The organism is Pseudarthrobacter sp. HLT1-7 (assembly GCF_059383435.1).
Genome location: NZ_JBWZCH010000003.1, coordinates 23,461 through 44,631 on the forward strand (window position 1 = coordinate 23,461; position 21,171 = coordinate 44,631).

Consider the following 21,171-nt stretch of genomic DNA (forward strand, 5'->3'; position numbering starts at 1 on the left):
TAGAACTAAGTCTACGACGTTAGGGGCCGGGCGCAAAATGTTTCAGGTCACCTTCGGCTGCTGCCGCGCACCGGGCGGGCTGGCCGAGCCGTCCGGGCGGGCCTGCCGGGCTCGCCGCCTGTTCACCCTCCCTCGGCGGCGGCCTCCAGCAGCGGCAGGGTGCGGCCCTGGAAATGCGTGTTGAGCACGATCACCGAGGAGGACCGCAGCACCGTCCTCGTGGCGATCATGGCATCGAGGACCCGCTGCAGGTCAGGGTTGGAGCGGGCCGCGATGCGCGCCATCAGATCCGAACTGCCGGAAACGGTGTGGATCTCGATGAGTTCCGGAATTCGCGCCAGAGCTTCGACGACGGCGTCGTGCCCCAGGTCCTGGTTGATCGTCAGGGAGCAGAACGCCACCACCGGAAAGCCGAAATGGGCCGGATCCGGCTGCGGCACCCAGGACCCGATGACGCCGCTGCCCTGCATCCGGTCCAGCCGTGCCTGCACAGTGGCGCGGGCAACCCTGAGCACCCGGGAGGCCTCCAGCACCGAGGCCCGGGGCGAATCCGTAAAGAACCGGACAATTTTCGCATCCAGCGGATCAACGTCCATCGAATACTCCTCTCATCGGGGCAGCGGCCGTGACAAATCGCTGCCGATACTCCGTTTCAGCTAGCAAACTGCCACCATGTTCCCACGCCGCCGGAACGCGGACGGCCGATCCTTCGCGTGAAAGGCGGTAAATTCAAGAGGTCCCACAAAGACCCCCAGTTCCACACCACACGAAGGTTCGCCAGCATGACAATGAAGTCCACCGCGGAGCGCCCCGGCCTGACACTGGGCCGCAGCATGAAGCCACGCCAGCTCACCATGATGGGACTCGGCAGCGCCATCGGCGCCGGCCTGTTCCTGGGCTCCGGAGCCGGGGTCCAGGCCGCCGGGCCTGCCGTCCTGGTTTCCTACCTGGTCGCGGGAACCCTGATCATCCTCGTGATGTGGGCCCTCGGCGAGATGGCGGCCGCCAATCCCAACAGCGGCGCGTTCTCCGTCTACGCCGCAAAGGCCATGGGCAGGACCGCGGGAGCCACCGTGGGCTGGCTCTGGTGGCTGCAGCTCGTCGTCGTGATCGCCGCCGAAGCCCTCGGCGCCGCCGGGCTGCTGTTCACGGTGTGGCCGGTAATCCCGGTCTGGGCCCTGTCGCTCCTGTTTATGGTCCTGTTCACGGCAATCAACCTCGCCGGGGTGAAGAACTTCGGCGAGTTTGAGTTCTGGTTCGCGATTCTCAAGGTTGCCGCCATCCTGCTGTTCCTGGGGATCGGCACCGCCTTGCTGCTGGGCTGGCTGCCGGACGTCACCTCCCCGGGTCTGGGCAACATCACCACCGACTTCGCCCCAGAGGGCCTCGGCGGGATCGCGAGCGCGCTTTTCGTGGTGATCTTCGCCTTCGGCGGCACCGAGATCGTCAGTGTGGCCGCCGCCGAGACCGAGAACCCCCAGCACAGCGTGGGCCAGGCGATCCGCACGGTCGTGTGGCGGATCCTTGTCTTCTACATCGGCTCCGTCTTCGTGATCGCCGCAGTCCTTCCGTACACCTCGGAGGCGCTGAAGTCCCCGTTCGCCGGCGTCCTGGACCTGGCCGGCATCCCCGGTGCCGGTGCCGCCATCACCCTGGTGGCCGTCGTCGCGCTCCTCTCGGCCCTGAACGCGAACCTGTACGGTGCCTCCCGGATGGTGTTCTCACTCTCCGAACGCGGCGAGGCCCCCGCGTTTCTTTCGAAAATCAATACGGCGCGCGTGCCGATGGTCGCCGTCGGCGTCTCGGTGGCGTTCGGCTTCCTGGCCGCGGTGCTGGAGCTGCTCTTCCCTGAGCAGATCCTGCCGGCACTGTTCCAGCTGGTCGGTTCGACGTGCCTGATCGTCTGGGGCTCCGCCCTGGTGTCCCAGCTGATCCTCCGCCGCCGGGCAGACCGTGAGGGCACCCCCCTGCCGCTGCGGATGCGGGGCTTCCCGGGCCTGACGATCTTCGGCCTTGTCCTCCTGGCCCTGATCTTCGCCGTCGGCTTCAGCAGCCCGGACAGCAGCAGGCAGCTCGTCAGCACCATCGCTCTGGTGGCCGGCATTGCCGCGGCCTGCTGGACCGGCGCCCGGCTGACCCGCAGCCGCCACGCCGAGCCCGCCGAGCCCGCCGAGCCCGCCGAGCCCGCCGACACGAAGTAACCCGGCATGACCTGTACAAATTGCCACGCTCACCGGCATGGAAGCATGCAGTTCTTGACAGTCTGGCCAGCAATTCCTTAGCGGATTGCTCAGCAAGCCCGCGGTGACTAGGGTCACAGCCATGGACACACTTCCTCCGGCGGTTTCCGGCGACGCTGCCGAGTCGCCCAGCCCCGCACAGCTCCGCGAGCTCTACTCGCTCATGGTGGCGGTCCGCCATCTCGACACCTCGGCTATCGCCTGGCAGCGGCAGGGCATTATCCCCGGATACGCGCCGGAACTCGGTCAGGAGGCGGCCCAGGTGGGCAGCGGCTACGCCGTGGATATTACCCGGGACTTCGTCTTCCCCACCTACCGCGAGATGGGCGTCGCCCGGACCATGGGCGTGGACATGGTGTCCTATATGTCCACCCACAAGGCCACCTGGCACGGTGGGCTCTACAATCCGATGGAGTCCCGCCTGGCCCCGATCCAGGCCGTCGTGGCCGGATCCGTGCTGCACGCCGTCGGCTGGGCGCATGGCCAGACGCTGGAGCAAAAGGACGGCGGCACCCTCGGCTGCACCCTCGGCGTGGCCATGACCTACTTCGGCGACGGTGCCTCCTCGCAGGGCGATGTCCACGAGGCCATGAACTTCGCCGCCGTGATGAAGGCCCCCGTGGTGTTCTTCGTCCAGAACAACGGGTGGGCCATCTCGGTCCCCACCGAACGCCAGGTGGCCGGCGGTTCGGTCGCCGCCCGCGCGGCCGGCTACGGCATGCCGGCGCTGCAGATCGACGGCGACGACGTCGTCGCGGTCCTCGAGGCCACCCGGCGCGCCTTCGCGCACGCACGGTCCGGCAACGGTCCCGTGCTCATCGAGGCCATGACCTACCGCCGTGGCCCGCACTCGACCTCCGATGACCCCGGCCGCTACCGCTCCCTTGACGAGGAGCGCGACGACGCGGGCGTGGACCCGCTGGAACGCTTCCGGCAGCGGCTGCTCGCCGAGGGGATCGCGGACGGGGCATTCTTCGCCGAGGCCCTCGCCGCCGCGAAGACCGAAGTGGAGCAGACCCGGGCCGGCATCCAGGCCCTCGGCTCCCGCCCCGGCACCGAAATGTTCGACCTGGTCTTCCAGGAAACCACCCCTGCCCTGCAGGCCCAGGCCGCCAGCTGGCGCGAGGAGTCCGAACATGTCTAATTCGACGATCGACGGCGGGACCGCCGGACTTCGACAGGCCCAATCCCCGTCCCAGGCCCAATCCCCGGCGCCGGCACCGGAAAGTGCCGGCACCGTGATGTCCATGCAGCAGGCGCTCAACCGGGCCCTCGACGAGGTGCTTGCGGAGAACCCCAAGGCCGTCATTTTTGGCGAGGACTGCGGCCGGCTCGGCGGCGTCTTCCGCATCACGGACGGGCTGCAGGCCAAACACGGCGAACAGCGGGTCTTCGACACCCCGCTGGCGGAATCCGGCATCCTCGGCATGTCCGTGGGCCTGGCGATGGCAGGCTTCCACCCGATCCCCGAGGTCCAGTTCGACGGCTTCGCCTACCCCGCCATCAACCAGATCGTCTGCCAGATCGCGCGGATGAACTACCGCAGCCGGGGCACCCTGCCGATGCCGATCACCCTGCGCGTGCCAAGCTTCGGCGGTATCCGCGCCCCCGAGCACCACGGCGAAAGCCTCGAGGCGCTCTTCGCCCATGTGCCGGGGCTCAAGGTGGTCTCGCCGTCGAACCCGCACGAGGCCTACCATCTGCTCAAGTACGCCGCCACCCGCCCGGACCCGGTGATCTTCATGGAGCCGAAGTCCCGCTACTGGCAGAAGGGCGAGGTGGACGCCGCCACGCACGATGCAGCCGGAGGCTCCCCCACCGGTGCCAAGGTTATGCGCGAGGGCCGCCACCTCACCCTCGTCGCGTGGGGCGCAATGGTGGCCCGCTGCCTGCAGGTGGCTGAACTCGCCGCCGAGGACGGGATCGACGTCGAGGTCCTGGACCTGCGCTGGCTCAAGCCGATCGACGCCGGGGCGCTGGCCGCGTCCGTGCGGAAGACGCGCCGCGCCGTCGTCGTCCACGAAGCGCCGCTGACCTCCGGGCTGGGCGCCGAGGTGGCACAGCTGATCACGCACAACTGCTTTGACACCCTCAGGGCCCCGGTGGAGCGGGTCACCGGCTTCGACGTCCCCTATCCTTCGGGGGACCTGGAAGACGAATACATCCCGAACATTGACCGGATCCTCTTCGGCATCCAGCGAGTATTGGAGTACAAACGTGGCTGAAATTTCCTTCCCGCTGCCCGACCTCGGCGAGGGCCTGATCGAGGCCACCGTGCTGGAATGGCTGGTGTCCCCGGGCGAGCAGGTGGAGCGCAACCAGCCGCTCGTCGAGGTCGAAACCACCAAGTCGGCCGTTGAATTGCCCAGCCCGCAGGCAGGTAAGGTGGTGCGTATCCACGGCGGGCCCGGTGACACGATCAATGTCGGCGAGCCCCTGATTGTGTTTGAGGTGCCGGACAATACCGCCGGCATCGTGGGCACGGTCCCGAAGGAAGAGGCACCGAAGCGCCGGGTCCGCCTGAGCGCCGTACTTGACGAGGACTGACAGCGAGGACTGACACCATGAGCGGCAGACACACCGGCGAACTGCATTCCCACACGGTGGAGGGCACCGACCCGCAGCTGTACGTCGCGGTCCACGAACCGCAGGACGACGCCGGGCTGCGCCCCGTGCTGCTGCTGCACGGCTTCTCCTCCTCCGCCAAGCTCAACTGGGAAGATACCGGCTGGATCACCGCCCTGCTCGGGGCCGGCCGCCGCGTCATCACCGTGGACCTGCCCGGCCACGGCCGCAGCGGCGCCCCCGAGGACATGGATTCCTACGCGCCGAGCCGGATCCGCGCGGATCTGCTCCAGATTGCCGTGGACGCCGGCGTCCGGCCCGTGCGCGACGGCGACCCGGCCAGCGGCCTGGATCTGATCGGGTATTCCCTCGGCTCGCGGCTTGCCTGGGAGTTCGGGGCGACACAGCATGAGCTGGTCCACCGGCTGGTCCTGGGCGGGCCGAACGTGGCGGATCCCCTCGCGGACTTCGACCTCGTCGCGGCCCAGCGCTACCTCGCCGACGGCACCCCGATTGCGGATGAATCGACCGCCGGGCTGCTGAAGATGGCCCAGCTGCTGCCGAGCAACAACATCTTCTCGCTGCTGTCCCTCGTGGAAGCGGTCAAGAGCGAGCCGTTCGATCCCGCCGAGGCTGTCCCGCACATGCCGATGCTGCTGGTGGCCGGCGAGAAGGACCACCGTGCCGCCTCCATGCCGGAGCTCGCCGCGCTCGGCGCCACGGCCGGCGCTATGGTGGAACAGCTGATCCTGCCGGGCCGGAACCATACCAACGCCATCACCAGCCGCGCGTTTAAGCAGGGGGCCGTCAGCTTCCTGGGCGTCTGAGGGCGTCTGAGGGCGCCTGCCGTCTTAAGGCAACGCGGGGTCACCTATGGCCCATCCGGGCGACGTGGATGGGCCGTAGGTGACCCCGCATTGTTCCGGCACGACGGATGGATGGAACTGGCCGCAGCAAAGTGGCCGGAACCGGAGGAGGGACCCCGTGGGCATGCGCTTCACAGACCGCAATGAGGCCGGCCGGTTGTTGGCGGCCGCCCTCCCCCAGTTCCGGGGACGGCCGGACACGCTGGTGCTGGGTCTGGCCCGCGGCGGCGTGCCGGTGGCGGCCGCCGCCGCCGAGGCCCTCCGGCTTCCCTTTGATGTACTCCTGGTCCGCAAACTGGGGATTCCCGGCCACGAGGAAACGGCCTTCGGCGCGCTTGCCTGGTCAGCCGGCCGGGTGGTGCGTGTGCTCAACCGGCCCCTTGTGACCAGGCTTCTGGAAGTCGGTGTCCGGCAGTCCGAGCTGGACCGGGTGGAAGGTACCGAGCGGGCCGAGCTGGAACGCCGCGCTGCGGCGTATCCGGGACCCCGGCCGGTGCTCGCGGGCAGCACCGTCATCCTGGTCGACGACGGGCTGGCCACGGGAGCAACCATGCGGGCCGGGCTCGAGGCGGTGCGGGCGGCGGGCGCCGCAACCGTCGTCGTCGGGGTCCCCGTAGCCTCGCTGGAAGCTGGGACGGCGCTGGAGCAGCTGGCCGACGCCGTCTTCTTCCTGCACCTTCCCGGCCAGTTCCGCACCGTCGGCAGCTATTACCGGACCTTCGCGCAGGTGCAGGACCACGACGTCGTCCGGCTCCTCGGTGCCCGCCCCGCCTGAACAGCAACGCGGGGTCAGATACGGCCCGTGCGGCGGCCTTGGATGGGCGCGAAGTGACCCCGCGTTGCTTCTAAACGCGTTGCTTAAAAGCGAGGGGCACGGACCTTTCGGCCCGCGCCCCTCGCTATGTGGCTAGTTCTGTGTGGCTGGTTCCGTGTTGCTGATTCTTAGTGCTTTGCCGTCTCGGCCGGCGCGTGGTGGCTGACGCCGAGCGGGCGGCCCCTGGTTTCCCCGGCCAGGATAACGCCGACTGCCGAGATGACGCAGAGGATCATGATGTAGATACCGATAGATCCGGTCCACTTGGTGCCCTGCAGCAGGGCCTCCGCAATGGTCGCCGCGAACGCGCCGCCGAGGATGGCGCCGAAGGCGTACCCGATCGAGATGCCCGAGTAGCGCACGTTCGCCGGGAACATTTCGGCGTACATTGCGGACATCGGGCCATAGGACAGGCCCAGGCCGATGGTCAGGACGAACAGCGCGACGCCGTAGAGAACGATGTTTTTAGTATCAATGAGCGCGAACATCGGGATCATCCAGGCGAAGACGATGCCGTAGCCGATCAGGAAGGTCTTGACCCGGCCGATCTTGTCCGACAGCCAGCCGCCCACCAGGGTAAAGATCAGCCAGCCGAAGGAGGCCAGTGTGGTGGCCAGCAGGATCTGCGGGGTGGGCATCTTCAGTGTCTTGGTCGCGTAGGAGATGAAGAACGCGATCAGCAGGTAGCCGGCGGCGTTATTGCCGATAAAGATCATCGTCGAGTAGAGAACGGCCTTTTTGTGCTTCCGGAACAGCTCCCCGAGCGGCGCCTTGCTTTCTTCCTTGCGGTCCTGCATCTCCTTGAAGACGGGGCTCTCGGCGACCGCGCGGCGGATCAGGTAGCCGACCACGATCAGTGCGATGGAGAGCAGGAACGGTACACGCCAGCCCCACGAAGCGAAGTCCTCCTTGGACATGCCTGTGTTCAGGAAGTACAGCAGTCCGGTGGCGAGGATCATGCCCACCGGAACACCGATCTGAGGGTAGGCGCCGAACAGGCCGCGCTTGCTCTTGGGGGCGTGCTCCACGGCCATCAGGGCGGCGCCGCCCCATTCACCGCCGGCGGAGAAGCCCTGGACGATACGGAGGAAGATCAGCAGGATCGGAGCCCAGACGCCGATCTGGGCATAGGTGGGCAGCATACCGATAAGGGCCGTCGCGGCACCCATCATGATGAGTGTGAAGACCAGCATGGCCTTGCGTCCGAGGCGGTCACCGAGGTGGCCGGCGACGACGGCGCCGAGCGGGCGGAACAGGAAGCTGATGCCGATGAGGGCGAAGGACAGGATCTGCGCCAGTCCCGGATTCGAATTCTGCAGCGGGGTGAGGAACAGCGGCGACAGCAGCGTTGCTGTCAGCTGGGCGAAGATGAAGAAGTCGTACCACTCGATGGTGGTACCGACCAGCGTCCCGGCGAGGACCTTGCGTTCCTCATGCTTGCTGCTGGGGCCCGCCTCTGAATCGACGAATGAAGTTGCGGTCATTGAAACTCCGTTGCTGGGGGCAGGTGAACTGCCCGGGGTGGGTGCCTGGCGATTTACTGATCGAACGGTCAGTTAGTTGGTAAGAAGTACCTTACTACGAAAATGTGATAAGGCGCACACAATTTTTGAAATTTCACGCCACGGCCGACACATGACATCGCAGACCCCGGGCTCCGGCCCGGTCCTGCCGCGTCAGCAGTTCACGGTCGCGGGCCCGGAGGGACCCACGAGGCTCCTGCCCGTCAGCCGGTCCCGCGCCGGGCCCGGCCACCGGACCTAGGATGGACAAATGACAGCGAACGCCGCCGGCAACCAGGCCTCCCCCTCGCAGACGCTCTCCCGCGGCATCCGCGCATTGGAAATCCTCGCCGAGGCCCAAGAGCCGCTGAGCATTGCCGAACTCGCCGGCGCCATGGGGGTCCACCGCTCCGTGGCCTACCGGATCCTGCGCACCCTGGAGGACCATTCCCTGTTGGTGCGCGACGACGGCGGGCGGGTCCAGCCGGGCCCCGGCCTCGCCGTGCTGGCCCGCGGAGTGGCCCGGAATCTGCAGACCGCCGCCCTGCCCGAGCTGACCCAACTCGCAAACACCCTGACCATGAGCGCCTTCGTGGCGGTCTGGGACCACGAGGACTGCGTCACCCTGGTCAGCGTGGATCCGCGGCATACCGGCGCCGCGGTGGTCCAGCATCCTGGCTCCCGGCACCCGATCAGCGCCGGTGCCCCCGGTATCGCCATCCAGTCGGCCCACTCCGAACAGGAGTGGAATGTCCTCGCCCCCGGGATCCCCTACCGGTCCGAGGCTACCGAGGCCAGACGCCGGGGATACGCGGCCAGCCATGACGAGGTCATCGCAGGAGTCTCCTCACTCGCCGTCCCAGTCCGGGTTCCGGGCGGGCGTCCGGCGGCCATCGCCGTCGTCTACATCCGCGCCGCCCAGGACCCTGCGGAGGTGGCCGCGGCCCTGGCCGCGAGCGCCGGACGGATCGAGAGCCAGCTGGGCTGACGCCGGAGGGGCACTCGCCGGTCCGCGCCTGCGCCCCCGACGAACTAACGAAAATGCCCACCAGCACCCCGGGGCCAGCTGCCGCAAGATGCTTGACAAGCGGCTCCGTCTCGGGCAGGTTGTATCGTATACGATTTCATACTCAATGAGGAGATGCGATGGAGCAGCTTTCGCAGGATGACCTTGCCGCCGCCGGCAAGGTCATCGCGGTACACATCAACTACCCCAGCCGTGCGGCCCAGCGGGGCCGCACCCCGGAGCAGCCCTCCTATTTCCTGAAGCCGTCCTCCTCCCTCAGCCGCAGCGGCGGAACCGTGGAGCGCCCGGAGGGCTGCGAGCTGCTGGCCTTCGAGGGCGAGGTGGCGCTGGTGATCGGCACCCGGGCGCGCCGTGTGTCCCCCGCGGACGCCTGGGCCCACGTTGGCTCCATTACCGCCGCCAACGACCTCGGCGTCTATGACCTCCGCTACGCAGACAAGGGTTCCAACCTCCGATCCAAGGGCGGCGACGGCTTCACGCCCGTGGGTCCGGCCCTGCTTTCCGCCCGGGACGTCGACCCCGCCGGGCTCCGCATCCGCACCTGGCTCAACGGAAAACCGGTCCAGGATGACACCACGGACACGCTGCTGTTCCCGTTCGCCAGGCTTGTGGCGGATTTGTCCCAGCTGCTGACTCTGGAGCCGGGCGACATCATCCTGACGGGAACGCCCGCGGGAGCCTCCGTCGCCCAGCCCGGTGACGTTATGGAAGTCGAAGTGGACGCCCCGGCTTCCGGCCTCAGCACCGGGAAGCTCTCCACCACCGTGGTCCAGGGCACTGTCCCACTGGCCAACTACGGTGCCGGGCCGCGCACCGATGAAACGCAGCGCGCCGAGGCGTACGGCACACCGGCCCCGGAGGAGACCGCCACCGCCCCTGCGCCCGTGCTGGCCACTGTGCCAGTGCTGACGCCGGAGCTGAAAGCCAAGCTGGAGTCCGTCGGGACCGCCACCCTGAGCTCCCAGCTCCGCAAGCGCGGGCTCAACAACGTCAGCATCGACGGCCTGCAGTCCACCCGGCCGGACCGCAAGGTGGTGGGCATCGCCCGGACGCTGCGCTACGTGCCCAACCGCGAGGACCTGTTCAAGGCCCACGGCGGCGGCTTCAACGCCCAGAAGCGCGCCATCGACTCGCTGCGGGACGGCGAGATCCTGGTCATGGAGGCCCGCGGAGAGAAAGGCACCGGAACGGTGGGAGACATTCTCGCCCTCCGCGCCGAGGTCAACGGCGCCGTGGCCATCATCACCGACGGCGGCGTCCGGGACGTCACCGCCGTCGGCGCCCTGGCGATGCCCACGTACTTCGCCAACGCGCACCCCGCCGTCCTCGGCCGGCGCCACATCCCCTGGGACGTTGACCTCACCATCTCGTGCGGCGGCGCCACCGTGCAGCCGGGCGACATCATCGTCGGCGACGCCGACGGCCTCCTGGTGATCCCGCCGGCACTCGCCGAAGAACTGGCCGACGACTCGCTCGTGCAGGAAGCCGAGGAGTCGTACATAGCGGAGATGGTGGCCGCCGGGCACAGCGTGGACGGGCTTTACCCGATGAACGCGCAGTGGCAGGAAAAATTCCGCAGATGGTCCGCCGCCCACGCCGCCGCACCTGCCCAGGAGGCGCCCTCCCAGGAAGCGCCCGACCAGGAAGCACCTTCCCTGAAAGCGCCCGCCCAATGAGTGTGCCGGCCGCCGCCAGTAAATCGGAACAGGCCTACGCCGCCATCAAGGCCAGCATCCTGGGCGGCGAATACTCCCCCGGCTACCGTTTGGTGCTGGCCAAGATTGCCGAGGACCTGGGCGTCAGCGTGGTGCCGGTCCGCGAAGCCATCCGCAGGCTCGAGGCGGAGCGCTTTGTGGTGTTCGAACGCAACGTCGGCGCCACTGTGGCCGGGATCGACCCCACCGAATACCTCTACACCATGCAAACGCTGAGCATCGTGGAGGGTGCGGCCACCGCCCTCGCCGCCCCGCTGGTCTCCGCTGCGGACATTGAACGCGCCCGGGCCATCAACGCCCTGATGCGAGAGTGCCTGGACCACTTCGATCCGGTCCGTTTCACGAGCCTGAACCAGGACTTCCACGGCGTCCTGTTCGAGTACTGCCCCAACCCGCACATCCTGGATCTCGTGCACCGCGGCTGGAACCGGCTGCAGGCGCTGCGGTCTTCCACCTTCAGCTACGTCCCCGGCCGGGCGCGCGAGTCCGTGGCCGAACACGAAGCGCTGCTGGTGCTGCTCGAGACGGGCGCTTCGGCGGACGACGTCGAACGCGCTGCCCGGGCCCACCGCGCCGCCACCCTTGACGCCTACCTCGCCCGCAGCCGTTCCGACGCGGCGCCCACGCTCTCCTAGCAGCAGTCTCCTGCCACCATCCCCTGATACGACTCCGGCGACCACCCCGGCCCCGAAGCCGGATCCCCCCGAAACGACAAGGAATAACAATGAAGTTCCGTTCCGATCCGCAGCAGCATCTCAAAGGCTCCCTCGCCGCAATGTTCACCCCGTTCACCGAGACAGGGGACGTTGACCACGTGAGCCTGCGCAACATGGTTGAGTGGCAGATCGCCAGCGGCTCCGCCGGCATCACGATCGGCGGCTCCACCGGCGAACCCAGCGCCCAGTCCGTGGAGGAGCGCGCCGAAGCCATCCGGGTCACCGCCGCCGCAATCGGCGACCGTGTCCCGTTTATGGCCGGCACCGGCACCGCGAAACTGGCCGAGACTTTGGAACTCACGCAGGCCGCCGTCGACGCCGGCGCCGACGCGTCGATCATCATCACGCCCTACTATTCGCGACCCACACAGGAGGCGCTGTACCGCTGGTACGCCACAATCGCCACCGAATTCCCGCAGATGCCGTTCGTGATCTACAACGTGCCCTCGCGCACCGCGGTGGACATGGCCCCGGAGACGGTGGCCCGGCTGTTCCGCGGCTTCGATAACATCGTCGGTATCAAAGAAACCACCAAGGATTTCGAGCACTTCTCCCGGGTTATGCACCTCGCCGGCAAGGACCTGCTGGTCTGGTCAGGCATCGAACTTCTTTGCCTGCCGCTCATGGCGATCGGCGGCGTCGGCTTCATCTCCGCCCTGGCCAACATCGCGCCGAAGGCCTCCGCGGACATGTACCAGGCCTGGGTCGACGGCGACTTCGAGACCGCCCGGGAGATCCACTACGGCGTGCACCCGCTGGTGGACCTGCTGTTCGTCGAGACCAACCCGGCGCCCGGCAAATGGCTGATGGCACAGGCCGGGCTGATCTCCTCCGACTATGTGCGGCCCCCGCTCATCACGCCCACCGAACCCGGGCTGAAGAAGATCACCGAACTGATGGAAGCGGGCCGGGACTACCTCACCCCCGTCGACGGCTTCCGGATCAACCGGTAACACCCGCCGCGCAGAAGAATTTCACCCGGAAGAATTTCACGCAGAAGCAAAGGATCATTCCCATGGCTGAGCACTACATTCCAGACGACCTCCCCACGCACATCCGCCACTACATCGACGGCGAGTTCGTCGATTCCGTCAACGGGGCGACTTTCGATGTCCTGGACCCGGTGTCCAACGAGACCTACGCCACCGCCGCCGCCGGGCAGAAGGAAGACGTCGACCTCGCCGTCGCCGCCGCCCGCAAGGCCTTCACCACCGGCCCGTGGCCGCGGATGAAGCCCCGCGAACGCGCCCGGATCCTGCACCGGATCGCCGAGGCCGTCGAGGCCCAGGAAACGCGGCTGGCCCAGCTGGAAACCTTCGATACCGGGCTGCCCATCACCCAGGCCAAGGGCCAGGCGCTGCGGGCGGCCGAGAATTTCCGCTTTTTCGCCGATCTTATCGTGGCGCAGTTCGACGACGCGATGAAGGTCCCCGGGGCGCAGATCAACTACGTCAACCGCAAGCCGATCGGCGTCGCCGGCCTCATCACTCCCTGGAACACGCCGTTTATGCTGGAATCCTGGAAGCTGGCCCCGGCGCTGGCCACCGGCAATACCGTGGTGCTCAAACCGGCCGAGTTCACGCCCCTGTCCGCGTCCCTCTGGGCGAAGATCTTCAAGGACGCCGGGCTGCCCGACGGCGTCTTCAACCTGGTCAACGGCCTCGGCGAGGAGGCCGGCGACGCGCTCGTGAAGCACCCGGACGTCCCGCTGATCTCCTTCACCGGTGAGACCACCACCGGCAAGACGATCTTCCGCAACGCCGCGGATAACCTCAAGGGCCTCTCCATGGAACTCGGCGGCAAGAGCCCGGCGATTATCTTCGCCGACGCCGACCTCGACGCAGCCATCGATTCCACCCTGTTCGGTGTCTTCTCGCTCAACGGCGAGCGCTGCACGGCCGGCTCGCGGATCCTGGTGCACCGGCATATTTACGAGGCGTTCTGCGAACAGTACGCGGCGCGGGCCAGGAATATCGTGGTGGGCGACCCGCATGACCCGAAGACCGAGGTGGGCGCGCTGGTGCACCCCGAGCACTACGACAAGGTCGCCAGGTACGTCGAAATCGGCAAGACCGAGGGCCGGCTGCTTGCCGGCGGCGGGCGGCCCGAGGGGCTTCCAGGAGGAAACTACATCGCCCCCACTGTCTTCGCCGACGTCCGGCCGGACGCCAGGATCTTCCAGGAGGAAATCTTCGGCCCCGTCGTCACCATCACCCCGTTCGACGACGACGCCGAGGCACTGGCGCTGGCGAACAACACCCGGTACGGCCTCGCGGCCTATGTCTGGACCAACGACCTGACCCGGGCGCACAACTTCTCCCAGAGTCTGGAGGCCGGCATGGTCTGGCTCAACAGCCACAATGTCCGGGACCTCCGCACCCCGTTCGGCGGCGTCAAGGCCTCCGGCCTGGGCCACGAGGGCGGCTACCGCTCCATTGACTTCTACACGGACCAGCAGGCCGTCCACATCACGCTGGGCGCCGTCCACACCCCCAAATTCGGCGCATCGGCGTCGCAGTAGCACAATCGGCTGCCTGCCCGCCCGGCCGCCCGCCAACGTACTGCCACCACCCAATGAGGAGCCCTGACATGGCAAACGACATCATCACCCCCGCGGTCCCTGCGCCGGACATCGTCCGCTGCGCTTACATGGACCTGGTAGTCACCGACCTGGAAAAGTCACGTGCCTTCTACGTGGACCTGCTGGGCCTGCACGTCACCTACGAGGACGACGAGGCCATCTACCTGCGCTCCTTCGAAGAGTTCATCCACCACAACCTGGTCCTGCGCAAGGGCCCCGTGGCCGCCGCGGCCGCCCTCGCCTTTCGGGTGAAGTCCCCCGCCGAGGTGGACGCCGCCGAGGCCTACTACAAGGAACTGGGTTGCCGCACCGAGCGCCGCACGGAGGGGTTTGTCCGGGGCATCGGCGATTCCGTCCGGGTGGAGGACCCGCTCGGCTTCCCCTACGAGTTCTTCTACGAGGTGGAGCATGTGGAGCGCCTCACCCAGCGCTACGACCTTTACGGCGCCGGCGAACTCGTCCGGCTGGACCACTTCAACCAGGTCACCCCGGATGTGCCGCGTGGCCGGAAGTACCTCGAGGACCTGGGCTTCCGGGTGTCCGAGGACATCAAGGACTCCGACGGCGTCACCTACGCCGCCTGGATGCACCGCAAGCAGACCGTGCATGACACCGCCCTGACCGGCGGCGACGGCCCCCGGATGCACCACATCGCGTTCTCCACCCACGAGAAGCACAACATCATCCAGATCTGCGACAAGATGGGCGCCCTGCGCATCTCTGACCGGATCGAACGCGGTCCCGGCCGGCACGGCGTCTCGAATGCCTTCTACCTGTACATCCTGGATCCCGACGGGCACCGGATCGAGATCTACACCCAGGACTACTACACCGGAGACCCGGACAACCCCACCATCACCTGGGACGTGCACGACAACCAGCGCCGCGACTGGTGGGGCAACGCAGTGGTCCCGTCCTGGTACACAGAGGCCTCCCTGGTGCTGGACCTCGACGGCAACCCCCAGCCGCTCGTCATCCGCACCGACAGCAGCGAGATGGCCGTGACCGTCGGCGCCGACGGCTTCGCCTACACCCGCGAGCCGGGCGAGGAGCGCGGCTTCAAGCTCGGCACCCAGCTCTAATCCCCTTCCCCACCCGTTGCGCTATCACTTGATGTCCCTCTGACGCCCTCTGAGCCGCCACAAGTGATAGCGCATCCGGGGAGGTCAGGTGCGGGGGTGGGGCGCCGCCGTCGTCGGCTTCTTCCGGTGGAGGACGACGGCGGCTGCCGCGCCCAGCAGGAACAGCGCCGCCGCGGCGCACACGGGAACGATGAAGGCCGTGGAATAGCCGCTGTTCTGCGCCAGCGCTCCGGCAATCGAGGAGCCCAGCGCGGTGCCGGCGACAATGCCGCTGGCCAGCGCCGTCATGACCGTGCCGAGTTTGCCGGCCGGCGCGACGACGCCGCCAATGGCGAATACCGTGACCATCAGCGGACCCACTGGCAGGCCCAGGACCAGTAGCACCAGGACCATGGGCAGCGCCGTGGAAGGCAGGAGCAGCAGCACCGAGAGCACGGCCATCAGCCCCGCACAGGCCAGCCAGCGGGCATTGGCCGAGAAGCGCTGCGGCCAGTAGGCCACCGAGAGCGCCGCTGCGGCCGAGCTCAAGCCCATCACCGCGTACAACAGTCCGGCCAATTCGGACGTCGCAAAGCTGGCGGCGAAGGAACTCAGGGACGTCTGCGTCGAGCCGAAGAACGTTCCCATGCAGACCATGGCCAGCACCGGAAGAACGACGGCGGCGAAGGAGGCGAGACGCTGCCCGGCAGGCATAGCCTTCCGGCGTTCCTTCTCGGCTGCCGCGCCGGCCGCGGTCCGCGCCGGGGTGCGGAGTACCGCGTGGTGCGTGGGGTGAACGGCGAAGGCGGGGACGAGGGTGATGGTCAGTACGGCGGCGAGCGCCAGCGGCAACCAGGGCGCAATCAGGCTGGCGAGGATGCCCACCAGCGCCGGACCCAGGACGAAGGTCAGTTCGTCGGCGGTGCTTTCGTAGGACAGGGCCGTGTCAAGGTCCTCGCTGTTGGCATCTCGTCCGCCCCGGGAGGTCAGCGCCATCCAGCGGACCCGGGCGAGCGGGCCCACCTGCGGGCAGCTCGCACCGGCCACGAATGCGGCGGCAAGAACGGGGACGGCCGTGGCCATGTCCTGCCCGCCCGGGATCAGGTAGGCGGCGATGATCAGGGCGACGACGGCGACCGTGTTGAAGATCGCGGCGAAAACCAGCACCGGGCGCTGGCCCAGCCGGTCCGCCAACGCTCCGAGAACGGGGGCGCCGAACGCTGAACCGATGCCGACGGCCCCGGCCGACACGCCGCCCACCGCGTAGGAGCCGGTAACGGCGGTGACCAGGGTCAACGCACCGACGGTCAGCATGGCGAGCGGAAGCCTGGCGAAAAGTCCCAGCGGAATGAACGTCCTGCCGGCCAGCAGCGGAAGCCGGGCGTAGCGGCCGCCGGTGCTGGGTGCGGGATCAGGCGCGCGGGAAAGGTCCGCCTCGAAATCAGGCGGCGGGGAAATTGACGCTGGAGAAACTCGCGCTGTGGAAGGCGGCGCTGGAGTAATTGACGCTGTGGAAGGCGTTGAGGGGTTCATAATTCCGGGTTCGTTCAATGGTGCGCATCGTCCCTCCTCCCGATGCGCGCGACCCGGTAACGGTTTAAGTGTAGCCGCAACTTGGTTCTTTGCCGGGGCCCGGCTGCGGCATCAGACCCGGCCGTCGTCGGAAATGTGCAGAGTGGACCCGTGGCGTTCCTTGATCACCTGGAGCTGGGTGCTGATGCGCTGCTTCATTTCCGCCACGTGACTCACAAGCCCCACCACCCGGCCGCCGTCGCGAAGTCCTTCGAGGGCATCCATGACCTGTTCCAGGGCCTGTTCATCGAGGCTTCCGAAGCCCTCATCCACGAAGAGGGTCTCGATATCCACGCCGCCGGATTCCTGCTGCACGACGTCCGCGAGCCCGAGGGCCAGCGCCAGCGAGGCCATAAAGGACTCGCCGCCGGAAAGCGTCGCAGTATCACGGCGCTGGCCGGTCCACTGGTCCAGGACTTCCAGGCCGAGCCCGGATTTCTGCCCGCGTGCTGCCCTGGCGTCGGTGTGCTGCAGCGTGTAGCGGCCATCGCTCATGCCAATCAGCCGTTCCGAGGCGGCGACGGCCACCTGTTCCAGTCGGGCCGCGAGCACGTAGCTGTTCAGGCTCATGCGGTAGGTGTTGTCTCCCGCGCCGCGGGCGGCGTCGGCGACGGCGGTCAGCAGCGCCGCCCGTTCGCGGGGCTCCCGGCTGGCAGCGGCACGTTCGGCAAAGTCGCCAGCGATGCGGCCCAGCGTCCGCACTGACTTCTCCGCGAGGACCGAGGCGAGACCGGCCTGCCGTGCGGCGAGCTCCGCTGCGGCCGCCCCGGCGCGGAGCTGCTCCAGGTCCCCGTCCGCGAGAGGGGCCCCGGTTTCCAGTTCACGGACAGCGAGGGCAAGCTGGTCACCGGCGAAGAGTTCCTCGATCCGGGCGGCCTCGTCCTGACCGGACCGGATGGCGGCTTCGAGGCCGGCGGCATCGCCGGCAGGGAGGAGCACAGCCCTGGCTTCCGCTGCGGAGTCGAAACCGGACGCCGGCAGTGCCAGCCCCAGCTGCGTCCCGGCATCCGCGGTGCGGGACTGGGCCTGTTCCAGCCGGGCCCGTGCCGCCTCTGCCCGTTCCAGGACGGCGGTGGTTCCGTTGAGGGCGGCAATCCGCTCCGCCAGGGTAGGGTGCCCGGCGCGCAGTTTCCCGAGGGCCAGTCCCAGGTCGCCCGCCTGGTCCTGGACTTCGGCGATGGTTGATTCCGTCTGGGCAATCTTGGATCCGGCAGCCACTTGGACCAGTCCGGCAGCGGAAATTTCCTCGACGAGCTCCACTTGCCGGGCGCGGCTCGCCTCCAGCTCCCGGGCAGCGCGGCCGGCCTCGGCCGCGCGTTCTGCTGCCAGCACCGCCTCGAGGCGGGCATCCCCGGGCGCGGTGCGGCCACCCTGGGCCGCCAGCACGGCAAGCTCCTGCTGGGCATCGGCAAGATCGCGTTCACGCTCGGCCAGAGCCATTTCGGCTTCCTCGCTTGCGAGCTGCGCTGCCTGCTCCGCCTCGGCGACGGCCAGTGCGGAAGCGGCCGCCGGGGCGGGGGCCGGGTGTTCGGGGCTGCCGCACACTGGGCACGGGAGGCCGGGCCGCAGCTGGGACGCAAGCTCGGCGGCGGCGTTGGCAAGCCGTTCCTCGCGGAGATCCAGCCAGCGCTGGCGCCGGCCCTGGTGCTGGTCCCGGGCGAGGCTGTGGCGCTCAGCGGCGGCGGCGCAGGCAATTGTCGCTGCGGCGTACCGCCCGACCATGGCCACGAGTTCCGTGGCGGCGTCGGCTTCCTTATTGCGCAGCTGGATGTCGGCTGCAAGTTCCTCGAGCGGACGCAGGCCGCCGAGCAGTGCCTCCGATTCAGCCTTCAGTGCCTCCAGTGCCGTTGTCCCCGTGCGGCGTCCCGCGGCCAGCTTCTCAAGCGTCCCGCGGAGCTGCGTGGCGCGGGCCAGCAGTCCGGAAAGCCTGCCTTCGTCCGGCAGCCGTTCCGCCAGCACAGCCCGGACGGACCGCAGCCCCCCCAGCGCGGCCCGCAGGGCAGCACCATCGAAGAGTCCGCCGTCGGGAGCGCCGACAGGAGCGCCGGCGGGAGTGCCATCGATGAGTCCGCCGGCAGGAGCACAGCCGGGAGCACCGGCAAGCCCGCCTTCGGGGGTGCCTCCAGTGAGGGAATCCGCAGGACGTTCCGGGGATCCGCCCCGGAGCGACAGGAGCTCGGGGTCTGTGAGCGCCGCGGCACGCAGTTCTTCCGTCGCACCGGTCAGGGCCACCGTTGCCAGCATTTGGGCCGCTTCGGCGCTTTCCACTGCCTGCAGCAGTCCGCCTAGTACTTCCGCCCTGCGGTGCAGGCCCAGCTTGTCGATCCTGACCGCCAGAACCGGCCTGGCGGCCTCGTTCTCGGCCCGGCGCCTTTCGGCGGCGGCGAGTTTGGCTTGGCGGGCGGCCCGGGCCGTGGCGGCGTCGAGTTCGGCCAAATGGTCGGCGCGTAGCCGCTCGGCCCCGGCAGCGGCAGCTTGGCGTCCGGCTGCGGCGGAGGCGGCGCCGGCACCGAGCCAGGCCAGGAGCGAGCCGGGATCGGCTCGGTCCGGGGCTTCCGAGGTGTCGAGCTCGAGGGCCGCTGTTTCGGCCTCGGCCTGGGCAAGCAGCAACTCCAGCTGGCTGTTGAGGCCGGCCACCTCGGTGCCGGCGGCCTTCGCTTTCCGTGCGAGTTCCTGTTCCACGGCCTCGAAGCGCTGGGTGCCGAACAGGCTTTGGAGCAGTTCCATGCGGTCCGTGGGTTTGGACCGAAGGAAAGCGGCGAAGTCGCCCTGCGGCAGCATCACCACCCGGGTGAACTGTTCGCGGTTCATGCCTAGGACATCGGCGATCTCGGCCCCGGCCTCGTCGTTGCGGCCGGACTTTTCCAGCCATTCGCCGTCGACGCGTTCGCGCAGCAGGGTGTTGGCCTGCTGGACGGTGAACCCGTTTTTGCCCCGGGCGCTCGGCTTGTCCCACGCGGGCGAGCGGGAAACCTCGAAGTGCCGGCCGCGGGCGGAGAACTCGCAGGTGACGCGGGGCTCGGCGGCGGCCCCGGCGTGGTCGCTGCGCAGCCGTTTTCCGTCCTGCCGGGCCCCTGGGACCGAGCCGTAGAGCGCGAAGCAGATGGCGTCCAGGACGCTCGTCTTGCCGGCTCCGGTGGGGCCATTCAACAGAAACAGCCCGTGGGTACTCAGGCGGTCGAAATCGATGTGTTCGGAACCGGCGAAAGGGCCGAAGGCGGAGATTTCGAGACGGTGGATCCTCACAGGGAAATTCCTTCCAGGCGCACGGCTTCGAGGGCTTCTGCCAGGACGACGGATTCGGCGTCGTCCGTGCTGCGTCCGCGGACGTGTTCCAGGAAGCCGCAGCAGATGGACAGGTCGTCGTCGGCTTCGGCCAGCCGGCTGCTGTAGCTGATTCTGGTGCCAGCGGCGGCGCCTTCGGGGTCGAAGCCGAGGACGAGAGTGTCGGGAAACCGCGAACGCAGCCTGTCCATGGCCTGCGCCGGACGCTGGGCGTCGGTCAGGGTGATCTGGCAGTAGGCGCCTTCGGCCCAGTCGAATTCCTCGGCGGAGAGCAGCTCATCCAGCTTGCCGCGCAGAACGGCCAGCGCCCGGGGCGCCTCCCAAAGCACCTCGCGGACCTCGCCGATGCCGGCGGTATCCACTTCGACGAGCCAGCTGCCCTTTTTGTGCTTCGCCTCCGAAAACGAGTACGCGAGCGGAGAACCGGAGTAGCGCACGGCGGCTGAGAGCTGCTGCCGGCCATGCAGGTGGCCAAGCGCCGTGTAGCCGAAGCCGTCGAAGAGATCCAGCGGGACAGCGCCGACGCCGCCGATACTTAGGTCACGCTCGCTGTCCGAGCTGATCCCGCCGCTGGCAAAGGTGTGCGCCAGGACCACGGAATGAACCGTCCGCGTCCGGGCCCGGGCGGCAAGATCGTCCCGGATCCGTGCGGTGGCGGCCCGGGTGACCTCGAAGTGGCTGGCGGTCCGGACCCCCAGCTGTTCGGCCACGAGCCGTGGTTCCAGCCAGGGGATGCCGTAGATGGCCAGTACCGGGCCGGTGTCCGGATCCGCCTCGGCCGCCGTGCCGGCATCGCCGTCGAGCGGGAAAAGTACAGGCTTGTCCAGCTCGGCCAGCCGCGTGCGCAGGTGCACTCCCCCGCGTTCGAGCAAACGGGAGGCGAAGCCGAGCCGGATGGCCGAATCGTGGTTGCCGCTGGTCAGCACCACCTGCGCGCCGGCGCCGGTGAGGCGCACGAGGGCGTCGTCGAGCAGGCCGACGACGTCGACTCCGGGCAGGGCACGGTCATAGACGTCGCCGGCGATGAGGACGACGTCCACCGACTCATCGCGGACGAATGTGACGAGCTGGTCCACAAAGGCGCGCTGGGCGTCGAGCATTCCAACGCCGTGGAACGACCGGCCCAGATGCCAGTCCGAAGTGTGCAGTAACAACATGCTCCTACGGTATCGGCTGGCACTGACAGTGGTGCGCCACCGCTCCGGAACAGCAACGCGGGGTCAGTTC

At 68.3% G+C, this 21,171-nt stretch carries 17 protein-coding genes; 12 read left to right on the forward strand and 5 right to left on the reverse strand.

The annotated features are described in order from the left end of the window. Nucleotides 1-122: 122 nt before the first annotated feature. On the reverse strand, nt 123-596 hold the full coding sequence (locus AC50X6_RS03780) for an Lrp/AsnC family transcriptional regulator (RefSeq protein ID WP_326965570.1): 474 nt from the start codon (nt 594-596) through the stop codon (nt 123-125). Nucleotides 597-782: 186 nt separating this feature from the next. On the opposite strand from AC50X6_RS03780, the gene AC50X6_RS03785 reads away from it, so the two are divergent. The 6 genes from AC50X6_RS03785 to AC50X6_RS03810 all read left to right on the forward strand — a co-directional run bounded on the left by AC50X6_RS03785 (nt 783) and on the right by AC50X6_RS03810 (nt 6,446). After that, on the forward strand, nt 783-2,201 hold the full coding sequence (locus AC50X6_RS03785) for an amino acid permease (RefSeq protein ID WP_494964947.1): 1,419 nt from the start codon (nt 783-785) through the stop codon (nt 2,199-2,201). A 121-nt stretch (nt 2,202-2,322) separates the two neighbouring features. Further along, nucleotides 2,323-3,384: a thiamine pyrophosphate-dependent enzyme gene (locus AC50X6_RS03790; protein ID WP_494964948.1), complete on the forward strand. Its 1,062-nt coding sequence runs from the start codon at nt 2,323-2,325 to the stop codon at nt 3,382-3,384. 97 nt (nt 3,385-3,481) lie between these two features. Then, nucleotides 3,482-4,465, forward strand: coding sequence for an alpha-ketoacid dehydrogenase subunit beta (locus tag AC50X6_RS03795; RefSeq protein WP_326965659.1), 984 nt, complete (start codon nt 3,482-3,484; stop codon nt 4,463-4,465). Next, entirely contained in the window at nt 4,458-4,787 is a 330-nt protein-coding gene (locus AC50X6_RS03800; protein ID WP_326965573.1) for a biotin/lipoyl-containing protein, read from the forward strand. Before AC50X6_RS03795 ends, AC50X6_RS03800 begins: the two co-directional genes overlap by 8 nt. Nucleotides 4,788-4,804: 17 nt before the next feature. Next, the gene (locus AC50X6_RS03805) at nt 4,805-5,632 is read left to right on the forward strand and encodes an alpha/beta fold hydrolase (protein WP_494964949.1); all 828 of its coding nucleotides are present in this window, start codon (nt 4,805-4,807) and stop codon (nt 5,630-5,632) included. Between the two features lie 163 nt (nt 5,633-5,795). Continuing rightward, a complete protein-coding gene (locus AC50X6_RS03810; RefSeq protein ID WP_494965140.1) occupies nt 5,796-6,446 on the forward strand; it encodes a phosphoribosyltransferase in 651 nt (216 codons plus the stop codon). A gap of 167 nt (nt 6,447-6,613) precedes the next feature. On the opposite strand, the gene AC50X6_RS03815 is transcribed toward AC50X6_RS03810, so the two are convergent. Next, nucleotides 6,614-7,969: an MFS transporter gene (locus AC50X6_RS03815; protein WP_494964950.1), complete on the reverse strand. Its 1,356-nt coding sequence runs from the start codon at nt 7,967-7,969 to the stop codon at nt 6,614-6,616. 289 nt (nt 7,970-8,258) lie between these two features. On the opposite strand from AC50X6_RS03815, the gene AC50X6_RS03820 reads away from it, so the two are divergent. From AC50X6_RS03820 to hpaD, 6 genes are all read left to right on the forward strand, one after another. Next, the gene (locus AC50X6_RS03820; protein WP_494964951.1) at nt 8,259-8,975 is read left to right on the forward strand and encodes an IclR family transcriptional regulator; all 717 of its coding nucleotides are present in this window, start codon (nt 8,259-8,261) and stop codon (nt 8,973-8,975) included. A 158-nt stretch (nt 8,976-9,133) separates the two neighbouring features. Next, nucleotides 9,134-10,690: a fumarylacetoacetate hydrolase family protein gene (locus tag AC50X6_RS03825; protein ID WP_494964952.1), complete on the forward strand. Its 1,557-nt coding sequence runs from the start codon at nt 9,134-9,136 to the stop codon at nt 10,688-10,690. After that, nucleotides 10,687-11,364, forward strand: a complete 678-nt coding sequence (locus AC50X6_RS03830; protein WP_326965578.1) for a GntR family transcriptional regulator — start codon at nt 10,687-10,689, stop codon at nt 11,362-11,364. Before AC50X6_RS03825 ends, AC50X6_RS03830 begins: the two co-directional genes overlap by 4 nt. An 89-nt stretch (nt 11,365-11,453) precedes the next feature. Then, complete coding sequence (gene dapA, locus AC50X6_RS03835; protein ID WP_494964953.1) at nt 11,454-12,398, forward strand: 4-hydroxy-tetrahydrodipicolinate synthase; 945 nt, start codon at nt 11,454-11,456, stop codon at nt 12,396-12,398. A gap of 62 nt (nt 12,399-12,460) precedes the next feature. Continuing rightward, a complete protein-coding gene (gene hpaE, locus AC50X6_RS03840; protein ID WP_494964954.1) occupies nt 12,461-13,966 on the forward strand; it encodes a 5-carboxymethyl-2-hydroxymuconate semialdehyde dehydrogenase in 1,506 nt (501 codons plus the stop codon). A gap of 68 nt (nt 13,967-14,034) precedes the next feature. Then, a complete protein-coding gene (gene hpaD, locus AC50X6_RS03845) occupies nt 14,035-15,108 on the forward strand; it encodes a 3,4-dihydroxyphenylacetate 2,3-dioxygenase (protein ID WP_494964955.1) in 1,074 nt (357 codons plus the stop codon). Between the two features lie 84 nt (nt 15,109-15,192). Here the strand turns inward: hpaD and AC50X6_RS03850 are convergent, their stop codons facing one another. From AC50X6_RS03850 to AC50X6_RS03860, 3 genes are all read right to left on the reverse strand, one after another. Further along, nucleotides 15,193-16,620, reverse strand: a complete 1,428-nt coding sequence (locus tag AC50X6_RS03850; RefSeq protein WP_494964956.1) for an MFS transporter — start codon at nt 16,618-16,620, stop codon at nt 15,193-15,195. Between the two features lie 111 nt (nt 16,621-16,731). Further along, complete coding sequence (locus AC50X6_RS03855; protein WP_494964957.1) at nt 16,732-19,905, reverse strand: AAA family ATPase; 3,174 nt, start codon at nt 19,903-19,905, stop codon at nt 16,732-16,734. Continuing rightward, a complete protein-coding gene (locus tag AC50X6_RS03860) occupies nt 19,902-21,101 on the reverse strand; it encodes an exonuclease SbcCD subunit D (RefSeq protein WP_494964958.1) in 1,200 nt (399 codons plus the stop codon). The genes AC50X6_RS03855 and AC50X6_RS03860 overlap by 4 nt, the downstream gene beginning before the upstream one ends. Between the last annotated feature and the right edge of the window lie 70 nt (nt 21,102-21,171).

Coding starts and splice junctions, on each gene's coding strand:
- AC50X6_RS03780 (WP_326965570.1), bottom strand. CDS start 596: ATGGACGTTGATCCGCTGGATGCGAAAATTGTCCGGTTCTTTACGGAT.
- AC50X6_RS03785 (WP_494964947.1), top strand. CDS start 783: ATGACAATGAAGTCCACCGCGGAGCGCCCCGGCCTGACACTGGGCCGC.
- AC50X6_RS03790 (WP_494964948.1), top strand. CDS start 2,323: ATGGACACACTTCCTCCGGCGGTTTCCGGCGACGCTGCCGAGTCGCCC.
- AC50X6_RS03795 (WP_326965659.1), top strand. CDS start 3,482: ATGTCCATGCAGCAGGCGCTCAACCGGGCCCTCGACGAGGTGCTTGCG.
- AC50X6_RS03805 (WP_494964949.1), top strand. CDS start 4,805: ATGAGCGGCAGACACACCGGCGAACTGCATTCCCACACGGTGGAGGGC.
- AC50X6_RS03810 (WP_494965140.1), top strand. CDS start 5,796: ATGCGCTTCACAGACCGCAATGAGGCCGGCCGGTTGTTGGCGGCCGCC.
- AC50X6_RS03815 (WP_494964950.1), bottom strand. CDS start 7,969: ATGACCGCAACTTCATTCGTCGATTCAGAGGCGGGCCCCAGCAGCAAG.
- AC50X6_RS03820 (WP_494964951.1), top strand. CDS start 8,259: ATGACAGCGAACGCCGCCGGCAACCAGGCCTCCCCCTCGCAGACGCTC.
- AC50X6_RS03825 (WP_494964952.1), top strand. CDS start 9,134: ATGGAGCAGCTTTCGCAGGATGACCTTGCCGCCGCCGGCAAGGTCATC.
- AC50X6_RS03830 (WP_326965578.1), top strand. CDS start 10,687: ATGAGTGTGCCGGCCGCCGCCAGTAAATCGGAACAGGCCTACGCCGCC.
- dapA (WP_494964953.1), top strand. CDS start 11,454: ATGAAGTTCCGTTCCGATCCGCAGCAGCATCTCAAAGGCTCCCTCGCC.
- hpaE (WP_494964954.1), top strand. CDS start 12,461: ATGGCTGAGCACTACATTCCAGACGACCTCCCCACGCACATCCGCCAC.
- hpaD (WP_494964955.1), top strand. CDS start 14,035: ATGGCAAACGACATCATCACCCCCGCGGTCCCTGCGCCGGACATCGTC.
- AC50X6_RS03850 (WP_494964956.1), bottom strand. CDS start 16,620: ATGAACCCCTCAACGCCTTCCACAGCGTCAATTACTCCAGCGCCGCCT.
- AC50X6_RS03860 (WP_494964958.1), bottom strand. CDS start 21,101: ATGTTGTTACTGCACACTTCGGACTGGCATCTGGGCCGGTCGTTCCAC.